The organism is Hoeflea sp. TYP-13 (assembly GCF_040932035.1).
Taxonomy (GTDB): domain Bacteria; phylum Pseudomonadota; class Alphaproteobacteria; order Rhizobiales; family Rhizobiaceae; genus Hoeflea_A.
On record NZ_JBFRBB010000001.1, the window covers coordinates 933,154 to 945,622 of the forward strand.

12 protein-coding genes are annotated in these 12,469 nt (G+C 57.0%); 3 read left to right on the plus strand and 9 right to left on the minus strand.

Annotated elements, in window-relative coordinates; genetic code table 11:
* From ABVT35_RS04335 to ABVT35_RS04350, 4 genes are read right to left on the minus strand one after another with little or no spacing between them, the layout of a single operon-like run.
* Positions 1–1,056, minus strand: coding sequence for a 4-oxalomesaconate tautomerase (locus tag ABVT35_RS04335; RefSeq protein WP_368465050.1), 1,056 nt, complete (start codon positions 1,054–1,056; stop codon positions 1–3).
* Positions 1,049–1,720, minus strand: a complete 672-nt coding sequence (locus tag ABVT35_RS04340) for a 4-carboxy-4-hydroxy-2-oxoadipate aldolase/oxaloacetate decarboxylase (RefSeq protein ID WP_368465051.1) — start codon at positions 1,718–1,720, stop codon at positions 1,049–1,051. Before ABVT35_RS04340 ends, ABVT35_RS04335 begins: the two co-directional genes overlap by 8 nt.
* Positions 1,720–2,673 (minus strand): catechol 2,3-dioxygenase, encoded by a 954-nt coding sequence (locus ABVT35_RS04345; protein WP_368465052.1) that lies wholly within the window; start codon positions 2,671–2,673, stop codon positions 1,720–1,722. The genes ABVT35_RS04340 and ABVT35_RS04345 overlap by 1 nt, the downstream gene beginning before the upstream one ends.
* A gap of 4 nt (positions 2,674–2,677) precedes the next feature.
* Entirely contained in the window at positions 2,678–3,415 is a 738-nt protein-coding gene (locus ABVT35_RS04350; protein ID WP_368465053.1) for a PIG-L deacetylase family protein, read from the minus strand.
* A gap of 139 nt (positions 3,416–3,554) precedes the next feature.
* On the opposite strand from ABVT35_RS04350, the gene ABVT35_RS04355 reads away from it, so the two are divergent.
* Positions 3,555–4,739: a LysR family transcriptional regulator gene (locus ABVT35_RS04355; protein WP_368465054.1), complete on the plus strand. Its 1,185-nt coding sequence runs from the start codon at positions 3,555–3,557 to the stop codon at positions 4,737–4,739.
* 23 nt (positions 4,740–4,762) lie between these two features.
* Here the strand turns inward: ABVT35_RS04355 and ABVT35_RS04360 are convergent, their stop codons facing one another.
* From ABVT35_RS04360 to ABVT35_RS04380, 5 genes are all read right to left on the minus strand, one after another.
* Entirely contained in the window at positions 4,763–6,118 is a 1,356-nt protein-coding gene (locus ABVT35_RS04360; protein ID WP_368465055.1) for an MFS transporter, read from the minus strand.
* Between the two features lie 90 nt (positions 6,119–6,208).
* Positions 6,209–6,748 carry a GNAT family N-acetyltransferase gene (locus ABVT35_RS04365; RefSeq protein WP_368465056.1) on the minus strand — a complete coding sequence of 180 codons (540 nt, stop codon included), beginning with the start codon at positions 6,746–6,748 and terminating at the stop codon, positions 6,209–6,211.
* A 179-nt stretch (positions 6,749–6,927) separates the two neighbouring features.
* Complete coding sequence (locus ABVT35_RS04370; protein ID WP_368465057.1) at positions 6,928–8,331, minus strand: aspartate aminotransferase family protein; 1,404 nt, start codon at positions 8,329–8,331, stop codon at positions 6,928–6,930.
* A complete protein-coding gene (gene fdxA, locus ABVT35_RS04375; protein ID WP_368465058.1) occupies positions 8,328–8,651 on the minus strand; it encodes a ferredoxin FdxA in 324 nt (107 codons plus the stop codon). Before fdxA ends, ABVT35_RS04370 begins: the two co-directional genes overlap by 4 nt.
* Positions 8,648–10,078 carry a KamA family radical SAM protein gene (locus ABVT35_RS04380; RefSeq protein WP_368465059.1) on the minus strand — a complete coding sequence of 477 codons (1,431 nt, stop codon included), beginning with the start codon at positions 10,076–10,078 and terminating at the stop codon, positions 8,648–8,650. Before ABVT35_RS04380 ends, fdxA begins: the two co-directional genes overlap by 4 nt.
* A gap of 187 nt (positions 10,079–10,265) precedes the next feature.
* Between ABVT35_RS04380 and ABVT35_RS04385 the strand changes: the two genes are divergently transcribed.
* The gene (locus tag ABVT35_RS04385) at positions 10,266–11,174 is read left to right on the plus strand and encodes a LysR family transcriptional regulator (RefSeq protein ID WP_368465060.1); all 909 of its coding nucleotides are present in this window, start codon (positions 10,266–10,268) and stop codon (positions 11,172–11,174) included.
* 257 nt (positions 11,175–11,431) lie between these two features.
* On the plus strand, positions 11,432–12,406 hold the full coding sequence (gene dctP / locus ABVT35_RS04390) for a TRAP transporter substrate-binding protein DctP (protein WP_368465061.1): 975 nt from the start codon (positions 11,432–11,434) through the stop codon (positions 12,404–12,406).
* The last annotated feature ends 63 nt before the right edge of the window (positions 12,407–12,469 follow it).

The window sequence follows — 12,469 nt, forward strand, 5'->3', positions numbered from 1 at the left end:
TTACAGAAAGACAATTCCGTCAAAGAGCTTCCTTGCCGTGCGCAGCATGCCGGTTTTGATTGCAGCCCCGTCCAGACCCGGCTCGACCAGCACAGGTGTCTGGCCGCTGGGATGCTCTATCTCAAGCGTCTTCTTGTCTCCCTCCGGCAGGTCAGCGACTACATGGGCCACAGAGCCTGGCAACATGGCTGCGTTCGCAACGCTGGTGGCTCCGAACACGCCGATCGATGCATGGCAACGGTGAGGAATGAAGGTGCGGGTGCATATGGTCCCGCCATTTTTGGGTCCGGCGACCAGCGTCATTTTCGGAACCGATTTTTCGCGCACGTCGCCAATATTCATTTCAAGGCCCGCTTCGAGCCGGATGGCCTCCACCTGGTTGCGCAGCGCGTCATTGGCTTCGAGCGCCTCGCGGGTCTCATAGCCGGTTATGCCGAGATCCGTTGCTCGAAGGATAACGCAAGGCATACCATTGTCGATGAGCGTGGCATCGAACCCGTTGATACGATCGACCGGATTGCCGGTCGGAAGGAGCGCGCCGCAGGTCGAGCCGGCGATTTCGTTGAAATTCAACGCCACCGGTGCATGGGTTCCGGGCACGCCGTCGATCCGGGTGTCACCCCTATAAGAGACCTTGCCGCCCGGTGTCTTCACCAGCGCTTCGGCTGTAGTACCGGTGTTTTCCATAAAGATGCGCACGCACGTAACGCCGTCCTGCGCCTCTACGAAGCCGCGCTCGATTGCAAACGGCCCGACACCGGCAAGGATATTGCCGCAGTTCTGGGCGTCCGTGACGATCGGCTGGTCGACAAAGACCTGAAGGAAAAGGAAATCCACATCCACGTCTGAACGCCCGGAGGGTCCGACAACGGCAACTTTCGAAGTCAGCGGGTTGGCACCGCCCAGCCCGTCGATCTGGCGCGCATGGGGAGACCCCATGATCGACATCAGCATTTGATCACGCTTGGCCGGGGAGGCGGGCAGATCCTCCTTCCGGAAATAGCCGCCCTTTGAGGTGCCGCCCCGCATCCACATGGCCTGAATGCCCTCAGACATATTTCAGACCCTTTAATTCGAGCCGCTCACGCATGCCGTAGATATCAAGTCCAAGTTCTCCGGCGGCGAGGCGGCTTCGCTTTTCTTCCTCGGCCTGCAGCCGCGCACGTGCTTTTTCAAGTACGTGTGCGGCCTCCTTTCTGCGCACGACGCACACGCCGTCATCGTCAGCAACGATCACGTCGCCCGCCTCAACATAGGCTCCGGCGCAGACCACGGACACATTTACGGAACCCGGCGTTTCCTTGACTGTTCCCTCTGCCGAGATTGCCTTCGACCAGACTGGAAATCCCATTTCGGTCAGGTCGCGCACATCGCGCACACCCGCATCGATAACAAGACCGGCCCCGCCGTGCGATTGCATTGACGTTGCGAGCAAATCGCCGAAATAGCCGTTGTCGCATGGCGATGTTGGCGCCAGGACGAGAACATCACCGGCCTGCACCTGCTCGATCGCCACATGCACCATCCAGTTGTCGCCGGGCGGCGCTGAGATGGTGACCGCGGACGCCGCAAGTGCGGCGCCCGGGTAAATCGGTCTCATATAGGAAGCCATGAGGCCTTTGCGGCCTTGCGCCTCGTGCACTGTCGCCACACCCGCATCGGCAAGACCGGCGATGACATCCGGACCGGCGCGTTCGATGTCCTGAACGACTATGCTCATTACGCTTGCGCCTTTTTGTCGACAGGAGGTGTTCCGTGGGTATGGAAGCTTTCGATCGTCTTTAATCCCCAGGCCTGCCCCTTCATGCGCTCGGCCTCGGTCCAGATCACCGGTTCCCAATCGGGCGCCAGCAGAAGCCGGGCACCGGCATTGGCCACTTCCACCCGGTTTCCGGCGGGTTCATAGACGTAGAGGAAGAAAGTTCCCTGCACCGCATGCTTGTGCGGACCGGTTTCGATGTAAACATCGTTTTCCAGGAAAATATCGGCGGCCCTGAGCACATCTTCCCGTTGGTCGACCGCATATGTAACGTGATGAAACCGGGCCGGCACGCCGGTAAGATCGCGCGTGAAAGCAATGTCATAGGTCTTGTTGTTGACCGTGAACCAGCATCCGGCAAGGGTGCCGTCATCAAGAACGATCTGTTCGGATACCGTGCTCCCGAGAGCCTTCGTCATGAAATCCCGGATCGCTTCGACATCCGGCGCAAGCAGGTTGAGATGGTCGAGCCTGCGGGGTGCGACCCCGCGCCCATGGAAGCGTTGCGCAATGTTCTTCAGAGCCGGTTTTTCTTCCGGCGGCGCCTCGTAGCGGCGTGTATCCCAGTAAATCTCGAAGATGTGACCGGCCGGATCGCGGAACCGGTAGGCGCGGCCATGCCCCAGGTCGCCATCGGTCCAGCCGATGCCGCAACCCATTTCTTCTATGGCCGCAACCCGCCTTTCCAGCGCCTCGGGAGAACTGACCCGGTAAGCTATGTGGCCGACGCCGGTTGTTTCATGCGCCGTCAGCTTGAGCGTGTGGAACTCGTAGTCGTCCCAGGCCCGCAGGTAGACGGAGTTGCCTTCATGGCCACTCTCGCTCAGCCCGTAGACCCGTGTGAAGAAATCAAGGCTTTCATCGAATTTGTTTGTGTAGAGCTCGATATGCGCCAGGTGTGCTACATCATTCATGGTTTTATAGCTCGTCTATTGTCCGTGGATATACCGATTGAAATCCCTCTGCATAACGCGCTGTTCTCCCACCTGCCTGTCCGCCTGAGTTGCGCCGGAAGTGGTTGCCGCGGTTCTGTGCCGCGTTCGTGTAGTAGTCCCAAAGGTGTTCCTGGCCCCGCATGCATTCGATGGCGGCCCGTTTCCTGTCCCAGACGTCGGTGATGTCGAGGAAAGTGTCGGGCTTCCAGCCCATCTGCTCTGTCTGATGGGGTTCGAACAGATAGAGCTGCGGAGCGCCGAGGACCTGTTCGCCCGGGTTGTGTCCCCAGGCCTGAGCGATCATCCTGCACTCCATGGCTATGCGGGTCGCATAGGCGTGGTCGGTATTGTACGGATCGTGGTGCGAGTGGCTGAGCATGAATTGCGGCTGCACCGCGCGGATTACGTCCACAAGCCGGAATTTGGCGTCCCGGTCCATATCAAGCGGATAGTCGCCGAGGTCGAAGAACTGGATATCCTTGACCCCCAGCGCCTGAGCGGCGTTTTCGGCTTCGGCACGTCTTTCCGACTTGACCCGTTCAAGTGTCATGCCGTCCTGCTTCCAAAGCTTGGCGCTCTCGCCACGCTCGCCATAGGACAGACACACAACGCTCACGTCGTAGCCGAGTTTGACGGCGTGCAGGGCGATCGCCCCGCCGCATCGCCAGACGAAGTCGGCGGAATGGGCGCTGATCACAAGAGCTGTCTTTTTACTGGTCATAGGTGCGTGGTGCTCGATCCTGGTGTGAGAATACCCTTTCATTTGATCGCAGCGAATTCTGAAAGCCAGTTGAATTCTTTACCAGTGTGATAAGTTTTAGCTATAGACGATGAACACATCGCACTGATAAAGAGCGCAGATGAACTACAATTTTCGTCACTTGAGAGCGTTTCTGTCGATTGCGGAGAAAGGGTCCGTAACGCAGGCTGCGAGTCAAATCCACCTGTCGCAGCCGGCATTGACACAGGCTATTGCCAAACTTGAAGCAATGCTCGGTGTTTCTCTGTTCGAGCGAACAAACCAGGGAATGTTCCTTACCGAAGCCGGCAGGATTTTTGAAAACCGCGTATCGCGCGCCATTGATTTTCTGATGGGTGCGTCCGGGGTCCGGCCCGCTCTGCGGCTGCGCCATCTGCCGTCCAACTCGCAACTCACCGCACTGTTGGCGGTGGTCGATGCCGAGAATTATTCTCTTGCCGCGCGAAGGTTCGGTATAGCCCAGCCCACCGTTTACAGGGCCGTGAAGCAACTGGAAATGGACGCGGATCAGCCGCTCTTTGAAAAGACCTCACACGGGATAAGGGCGACAAGGGCAGGGGAGATGTTGGCTTTGTCCGCCAGGCTCGCATATGCGGAATTGGCCCAGGCGGAGACCGAACTGGCAAGTTGGCAAGGCATTGAAGCCGGTGAAATAGCCATCGGTTCGCTGCCGCTTGCCCGGTCGTTTATCATACCGGCCGCCATATCCTCGTTCCGGCAGGAAAATCCGAAAACACGCATTCGTGTCGTCGACGGGCCCTATGACGATCAATTGGGCTGGTTGCGCAGCGGTGAGATTGATTTTCTCGTCGGGGCATTGCGGTTTCCAGTGCCCATAGAGGATATCGAGCAGGAGGAACTGTTTGCAGATGTCCTGACGATTATAGCAGCACCAACCCACCCCCTTGTTAAAAAGGGATCTGTTTCATTGGAGGATCTGTCCCGGTATCCTTGGGTTGTTGCGCGACAGGGAACGCCGACGCGGCATTATTTCGACGCACTCTTTTTGCCGCTCGGCAATGATCTTCCCGGCAATCTCGTGGAATCCGGTTCATCAATTCTGATGCGGCGCCTTCTGATGGACGATCGCCATCTGGGGTTTATTTCCCGCCACCAGGTGCAGGGCGATATCGAGCAGGGGCTGCTGGCCCAAATTGAGTTTGAACTGGGTGACACGCCCCGGCCAATCGGTATATCGTCACGTCGGAACTGGAAACCCACCGCAGTGCAGGAAGGCTTTTTATCGCTCTTGCGCAATGTTGCCCGTGACCGCCGGGATAGCTGATATTGCAACGGCCAATTCGGCCATCAGGATTTGCCGTCGCTCTTGCTTTTTGCCGAAAAAGTTGACGGCGGGGCAATCTGCCGTGAGATCACGGTTGTGAGGGCGGCAGTGATGAGGATGGTCACCGCTGAAAATACAAACACCCACGATCCGACCCAGGTGTAAAGCAAACCTCCGCCAATCAGCCCGGCGATGCTGGCCGCCGCGCCCATGCTGCTCGCAAGGCCCTGGACTGCTCCCTGAAGCTGATCGCCTGCCTGTTTGGAAAGCATGGCCATAAAGGTGGGCCACATGAGGCCGTTGCCGAGCGCTATCAAGGCACCGGCGCTATAGACAAATGCCCACTGGTTCCAGATAAGCAGAGCGAACCCGCCGCCAAGAATCAGGCTTCCGGTCACGACAAGTGTCTTGTCCGGGACCCATTTGGACAATGCGGAAAGCAACGGTCCCTGAACAAGCACCATCAGCAGGCTCAAAAAGGCAAAGAACGTTCCGGTGTCGGTAACGGTCCAGTCCAGCCCAATGGCCGAATGGGTTGGAAAGGCGACATAGAAAAAGCTGAATCCCAGCATCACAAGAAAATTCACCGCAAGCATTGCCGGCATCTGCGGTATCTTCATGATGTCACCGGCAGGAGTCTCGTCGCAGCCGCTCAGCTTGTAGCCTTCCTTGGTTTCCTGTCCGAAAATCTTGCAGGCGTTCGGCATGCCGGGCTTGTAATCGAGCAGCTGTTGTCTGCTCTCTTTCAAACCGAACGCGATCAGCAAGGCGGCGAAAACCGAGATCAATAGCGCGGCGATAACAGGCAAGACCTCGCCATAGATTGTGGCGCCGAGGATACCGGCAAGGGCAGGGCCAAGGATAAAACCCGCATTGGTCGACATCGCCATGCGGCCGAAATTTTCCGCCCGGTGCTCCTCATCGGTGATGTCGGCAAGGTAAGCGTTGGCGACGGACACATTGCCTCCGGTAAGGCCATCGGCGGCGCGGGCGGCAAATAAGATGACGAGAGGCAATGTCAGTGTGAACTGGCCGAGAATTCCTGAATCGACTTCGAACAGCGCATCGGCAGGCAGGAAAAATGCTGCAAGGAAAATGACCCAGGACAGCAGCGTACCCAACTGGCTTATGAGCAAAACCCTGCGGCGGCCGATACGGTCGGACCACCTGCCGAGAAACGGAGCGCCGATCAGCTGAAAGGCTGAATAGGTTGATGCCAAAGCGCCGAAGATGATGGCATTCCCGCCCCATTTGGCGACCAGGAAAACCATGAACGGCAACACGATGCTGAAGCCGAGTGTGCCGACAAAATTGACGGACAAGATAGGCAGCAATGGCAAGAGGCCAAAAACAGGCGATCCGTTTTGATCTTTAGGCAATCGAACATCTCCCGATCCTGCAGACATCCTAAGGTCAGGACCCGCATATATGAAAGGGAGTAACGGATATATGGAGCCCAGACCGGCTGGTCACCAAAGCTCTGGTTTGTCGAGTGCCTCGACACAGCGAGACGGACCCGACAACGGCTCTTGTTCCATGCCAGACAGCGATAGTCCCAACCAACCATGCGGTTGGTTCAATTTAAGAGGCGCCTGGGCAAACTCTTCGGTGATCGGCCGGAACCCAACCCTGGAATAATAGTTTGGGTCGCCATAGGTTACGGCAATATCAATTCCCTTTTGGCGCAATTCGTCCAACCCGTAAGCGATCAGCTTCTGTCCGACACCCTTCCTCTGCCGGTCGGTCTTTACCGCAACCGGAGACAGGATGAAAACCGTGCGATCATCCTGTTCATAGTTCAGGCGGGAAAAGAAGATACAGCCGACAAGTGTCTGGTCGTCATATGCGGAAAATACAAGCAGGTCCTGATCCGGTGTTGTCTCCATCAGCTCGTCCACCAGCCGGCCGATGATCTTACCTTCCTCGGCGCCCTCAGAAGCAGTAAAGGTCGCCGAAAAAAGTCCGGAAATCTCCCTTTCACGACCGATATGGCCGGAAAAGAACTCCATTATACCTCTCCATCTCAGGCGGAGGTCCGTCGTTGCTTCGTTAGACCGCCACTGCATGTTGTTGAAGGCGTTTTATCAGCGCTTCACAAGTCTGCAAAATTGGCAATCCACACGCATGCAGTATCAATGCCTGCATCCGTAACCTTTCGGTGCGGAACACGTTCATTACCGGTGCTGTTCTATTCCTGGTGAGCCATCGATTTGGCGTCTTCCGGCGATTGTGCGGAACGGGGCGGATGCTGAGGCGCGGGCTCGTCTCCCTTTTCGAGAAGCGGCCTTATCGCGACAAGCGCACCGTGGACCGCATCGCAAAGCCTGTCGATCTCGGCGTGACCCATCGGCGTCGACAGAACCGCGGAACCTGTGTGGATCAACATGACGCCGCGCTCATAAAGCGCGGTGATAAATGTGCCAAGGGCGCGCTTTTCATTCGGCGACGGGTGCGCCTCGCGGTAATTGCAGGGCGCGTTCGCCTTCAGATGGATACGCATCAATGAACCGGCTCCGGCCACGCTGGCGGGCACGTCAGCAACGCTGATCGCCTCGGTAATGCAAGCGCGGGCGTAATCGCCGAGTTCGTTAAGCCGGCTAACGCCTTCTTCATCATATGCGGACATGGCCACCAGGCCAGCCGTCATCGTGACGGGATTGGCCGAAAACGTGCCGGCAAGAGGCAGTCTCAATCCCTGTTTGCCCTGTTCGAACACGGCCATGACGTCTTCATGTCCGGCCAGCGCACCGACCGGGAATCCGCCGCCGATCATTTTACCAAGCGAAACAAGGTCGGGCCGGACACCGAGATTCGTGTGCACGCCGCCATAGCCGTTGCGGAAGGTGATGACCTCATCGAACATGAGCAATACGCCGTTCCTGTCGGTCCATTCGCGCATAGCTTTGGCAAATTGTTGGGAAACCGGGATCATGCCGATGCGATGGGGGACCGGATCGACAATGACGCAGGCGATCTCGCTCCTGTGTTCGTCCAGGATTGCGATGGCTTTTTCCGCGTCGTTGAACGGCAGAACAACCATGTTCTCAGCAATGGCCTCCGGCGTTCCCCGGGCGAGGGGAACCGCTCGGGGGTGGTTTGCGTCGCCCCAGTTTTCAGGCGTGGAACCCTGGCTGACCTCGGCGAAGTCATAGGCGCCGTGATAGCTACCCTCGACCTTGGCGATCTTTGGGCGGCCGGTGAAGGCGCGGGCGGCTTTCATGCCCGCCATGACCGCTTCCGTGCCGGAATTGACGAAACGGATCTTGTCGAAGGCAGGCGAGCGTCCGCAAAGATGCTCTGCAAACTGCACTTCGGCTTCGGTCGCCATAGTAAAAGCCGTTCCGCGCCGCAGCTGCTCGGCCACGGCCTCAACAATCGGTTCATATGCGTGGCCATGGATATGGGCCGCAACATTGTTTGCAAAATCGAGGCGCTCAGTGCCGTCGACATCGAAGACCCTGCAACCCTTGCCATGGCTGACATAGCGCAGCGGACCATCGGAAAGCAGCGTGTTGCGGCTCACGCCGCCCGGCAAAACCCGCCGGGCGCGGTCAAACAGCATTGCGCTTTTTGAAGATGTCTTTGCGGTCATCGCTCCAGATACTCCAGTTTTCCCGAAACCCCGTCCCATTTGGCCGCATCAGGCATCGGCTCCTTGCGCTCCGCAATATTGGACCAGATCTGCGAAAGCTCGCTGTTGATTTCGGCGAACCGTCTTTGCTCGTCGCTAAGATCGCTGTCGGCGACGATGGCATTTATCGGGCAGGCCGGCTCGCAGTCTGCACAGTCGATGCATTCATCCGGGTGGATGACGAGGAAGTTCGGCCCCTCGTAAAAACAATCGACCGGGCAGACCTCGACGCAATCGGTGTATTTGCACCGGATGCAGTTTTCGGTGACGACGAATGTCATGCCGCCTTTTCCAGGCCTTTGAGGCTGATGCCGTACATGGAATAGAGCTCTGCCTCGTCAAAAAGCACCCGGTCGTCATAACCGCTGAACCAGATGGCTTCCGGATTGCGTCCGACGATGGTCACCTTGGCCCGGTCCGGTGCATCCGCCGCCGATCTCAGGAGCTTGAAGATGAGGACGCCGTTTTCAGCGCCCGGCAGCCCCGGTATCGGTTCGTTGGTGACGGCAGCGACTTCGGTCTTGCCCTTATAGTGGGTGATGGAAAGCCGTGCATGCGCCTCGACGCCCGACAGGCCCTTTTGCGATTCATTGAGGATTGTCCAGGCTTCCTCGATCGGAACGTTGAAGGCCTTGTGGCCGACAATGTCACGGCCGCAGAAGAAGTAGTGGTTCTCGACGCCGTTGCGCTTCAGCTCGCGCTGCATGATGCGAAGCGCATCGGGATCGTTGTTGATGCCCTTTATGATCGGCGCCTGATTGTCGATGTTGATCCAGTTGCGCCGGCGCAGGCCCTTGACCGCCTCTCGCGTGTTGTCCAGCCACTGCAGGCTGCCGTTGGAATTTTCAACATAGGACCCGTCCGCCGCTTTCTTCAAAAACTCGTCCGGGTGGTTGAAATGCACCATGATGCGCAAATTGGTTTCCGGATAGGTTTCATGGAAACGGTCGAGCATGTCGAGAAATGCATCGTCAAAGCGGTCCGGAAAGAAGGCCAGTTCCTTCGTGCCGATGCGGATGGATTCGATACCGGCTTCGGCAAGGGCGGCAAGCCAGGCTGCAATGTTCTTGTTGCCGAGAACCATCGGGTCTCCGCCCGACATCAGGATTTCGCGCAGCTTTTCACGGCCGGTATCCGGATGCCTGCCGCCATTTTCGTCAACAAGGCGGTTGTGTTCTTTGATGTAGGGGATGAGTTCGCTGATCTGGGCAAGGCCCTTCGGGGCAACGGTTCCGTCGGGCCTGGTGACTTCCTTTTTTGCTATCAGCTCTTCGCGATAGCAAAACCGGCAATGGGCCGAACAGGTTGAAGCGACATAGATAAGACCAAGCTCGTATTTGTGGATCAAACCCTCGACCGGGCTGTAATCCATCTGCTTTCCGGGGTCTTCCGCTCCGTCCAGATCCACGGTTTCCTTGGGGCTCGCCTTGATCAGAACCTGCATCGGAAGGCTGTTTTTGGCCTGTTCGAAATAGTGGCGCGTGATCTTGACCGGCATGCGTTTTTGAACGTCGCGATCCGAATTTTCCAGCGCCGCCAGAGCGTCCAGTTCACCCTGCGAGTAGAAGGATTTCATATCGTCCGGGACATCGCCGGTGAGGAACTTTTTGATGCCGGTAATGATCTCGCGGTTGTATTTCGCGTTTTGAACCTGGTCCAAAAACGCCTGTTCCCGTGCGGATGGGACATATTTTTCAGGCTTTGTCATATTACCAAAAGTCCTATTATTTGCAGCAATGTTGCCGTCGGATTCAATGTGCATGGTTTGTGTCCAGGTTCGCATTTGCGCAAAAAGCCCGGTTTTATTGCAATGCTTGCCCAATGACGGTCATATCGTCTACAGTCGAGCGCGAAAGCTCAAACGATTTATCGTCATCAATTAGTTACTTTTGGTAATGGAAGAATTCTATCCAAGAAGATTGTTGCCCAGCACCAGTATGCTCATCGCATTCGATTCAGCTGCCCGAACAGGCAGCTTTACCGCTGCTGCCGAGGAGCTCAATCTGACGCAGGGAGCGATCAGCCGGCAGGTGCAGGCGCTGGAAAACCAGCTCGATGTGAAACTGTTCCGGCGTGCCAACAAGAAAATCACCCTGACCGATGCCGGAAGAGCCTATGCGCGGGAGATCAACGTAGCGCTGAAGCGGATACAGACCGCGTCGCTGTTCATCAAGACGAATCCGCGTGCCGGCCTGTTGAACATAGCCATTTTGCCGACCTTCGGCACACGCTGGCTGATGCCGCGCTTTCCCTCGTTTCTTGAACGCAACCCGGAGATCACCGTCAATTTCGTAACCAAGCTGTCGCAGTTCGATTTTGGCGAGGAGGGCCTTCACGCCGCCATTCATTTCGGCCTGCCGGACTGGCCGAATACGGTGAGCACGTTTTTGATGCGCGAGGAATCGGTTCCCGTCGCCTCGCCGCAGTTTTTGGAGCAGCGGGAGATAAAGCAGCCCGAAGATCTTGCACAAGCTCCCTTGCTGCACCTGACCAGCCGTTCACAGGCGTGGGCGGACTGGCTCGAGGCAAACGGCGTATCGGCATTCGAGCGCCAGGGGCTTTTGTTTGAGCAGTTCTCAACCGCCGCACAGGCCGCGGCGGCCGGGCTCGGCGTGGCGCTGTTGCCCAAATTTCTGATCAACAAGGAGATCGGGCAGGGGGAATTGAGCGTGATTTTCGACAAATCCGTTCCGACCAGTTCGGCCTACTATCTCATGGTGCCCAATGAGAGCACCGATTACGCGCCGGCTGTTGCCTTCAAGGACTGGCTTCAAGAGATGGCCGGAGAGCAATCCCATCAATAGGATGCTTTGATCGGCCGTTGCAGCGGTCTGCGTCCGCCGTTTTAGTCATCAACGCGACCGGTCCCATTCTCCCATCGTCGATTCTGCATTGTGGATTTTGATGGATAATCGAAAATTACCCAATGAATTCAATGGTTGACAAAATAGGTAGTATACTACATAATATTGGCCACAGCGTCGGGAGTTTCCGACAGTTGACCGGATCGGAAAAAGCAGCGGGAACAGTTGCGATCCAAACGGCAAATAGGAGGATACAAATGAACAAGCTTCTGAAAATTTTGGCAGCCGCAACAGTCGGATTGGCTGTTTCGACAGCCGCATCGACCGCCGCGGACATGAAGATGTTGACGGCGTGGGGTCCAAATCACTCCGGCACAGCCAACATGGCCTATGGCTATATCAAGCTGGTGGAAGAGATGACCGGCGGCGAGGTGTCGATCAAGCCGAGCGGGCCTGAAGTGGTTCCGGGCGGCAAGCAGCTGCAGCCGGTCTCATCGGGTGTTTTCGATCTTATCTACACACACGGTCTCTATCACACCGGTACCACCGGCATCGGTGCCGCCATTGATGCGGTGAACGGCGACATCGAAAAACGCCGTACAAGCGGCGTGTGGGATTGGGTGGACAAGCACTATCAGGAAACCCAGAATCTGAAGGTCCTGTCCATCCCGACGGCGACAACCGGTTTCCGGTTTTTCCTCAAGGACGAAATGGATCCCGGCAAGAAGCTTGACGGCATGAAAATCCGTGCACTGCCCTCATACAACAAGATTGTAGGTTCCCTTGGCGGAACGGCGGTGGTCATTCCTTTTGGCGAACTCTATTCAGCCGCTGAAAAAGGTGTGATCGACGGGCTGGTCTGGCCGAGCGTCGGCGCAGTCGGCTTCAAGTTCCATGAGGTTACCCCTTATCTTGCCGAGCCAGCATTCGGTACAGTGTCCTATCTCATCATGATGAATCTGGACAAGTGGAATGCGTTGGACGCGGACACGCAGAAAGCCATGCTCGAGGCCGGTCACAAGCTGGAACAGGACACGGTCGGCGTTTTCAACAAGTTGCTTGAAGAAGAAAACGCGATGATGGTTGAAGGTGGAGCAAAGACCACCAGCATCGGCTATTCGCTTGAGGAAGCAAACAAGCTGTTTGCCGATCGCGCCATGGAAGTTGCCGTAGAAAAGTCCGGAGCCACCGGAGAAGCATTCCGGGACTTCGTCGCCTCGAAAGGCATGTAAAATCACTCCCTGGACTTATCCGCCGTGGTTGCCACGGCGGATCTTTTTCAGCAATGGACATGT

Bases quoted from the DNA above. Each gene is read 5' to 3' on its own strand.
- ABVT35_RS04335 (WP_368465050.1), bottom strand. From the start codon at position 1,056: ATGTCTGAGGGCATTCAGGCCATGTGGATGCGGGGCGGCACCTCAAAG.
- ABVT35_RS04340 (WP_368465051.1), bottom strand. From the start codon at position 1,720: ATGAGCATAGTCGTTCAGGACATCGAACGCGCCGGTCCGGATGTCATC.
- ABVT35_RS04345 (WP_368465052.1), bottom strand. From the start codon at position 2,673: ATGAATGATGTAGCACACCTGGCGCATATCGAGCTCTACACAAACAAA.
- ABVT35_RS04350 (WP_368465053.1), bottom strand. From the start codon at position 3,415: ATGACCAGTAAAAAGACAGCTCTTGTGATCAGCGCCCATTCCGCCGAC.
- ABVT35_RS04355 (WP_368465054.1), top strand. From the start codon at position 3,555: ATGAACTACAATTTTCGTCACTTGAGAGCGTTTCTGTCGATTGCGGAG.
- ABVT35_RS04365 (WP_368465056.1), bottom strand. From the start codon at position 6,748: ATGGAGTTCTTTTCCGGCCATATCGGTCGTGAAAGGGAGATTTCCGGA.
- ABVT35_RS04370 (WP_368465057.1), bottom strand. From the start codon at position 8,331: ATGACCGCAAAGACATCTTCAAAAAGCGCAATGCTGTTTGACCGCGCC.
- fdxA (WP_368465058.1), bottom strand. From the start codon at position 8,651: ATGACATTCGTCGTCACCGAAAACTGCATCCGGTGCAAATACACCGAT.
- ABVT35_RS04380 (WP_368465059.1), bottom strand. From the start codon at position 10,078: ATGACAAAGCCTGAAAAATATGTCCCATCCGCACGGGAACAGGCGTTT.
- ABVT35_RS04385 (WP_368465060.1), top strand. From the start codon at position 10,266: ATGGAAGAATTCTATCCAAGAAGATTGTTGCCCAGCACCAGTATGCTC.
- dctP (WP_368465061.1), top strand. From the start codon at position 11,432: ATGAACAAGCTTCTGAAAATTTTGGCAGCCGCAACAGTCGGATTGGCT.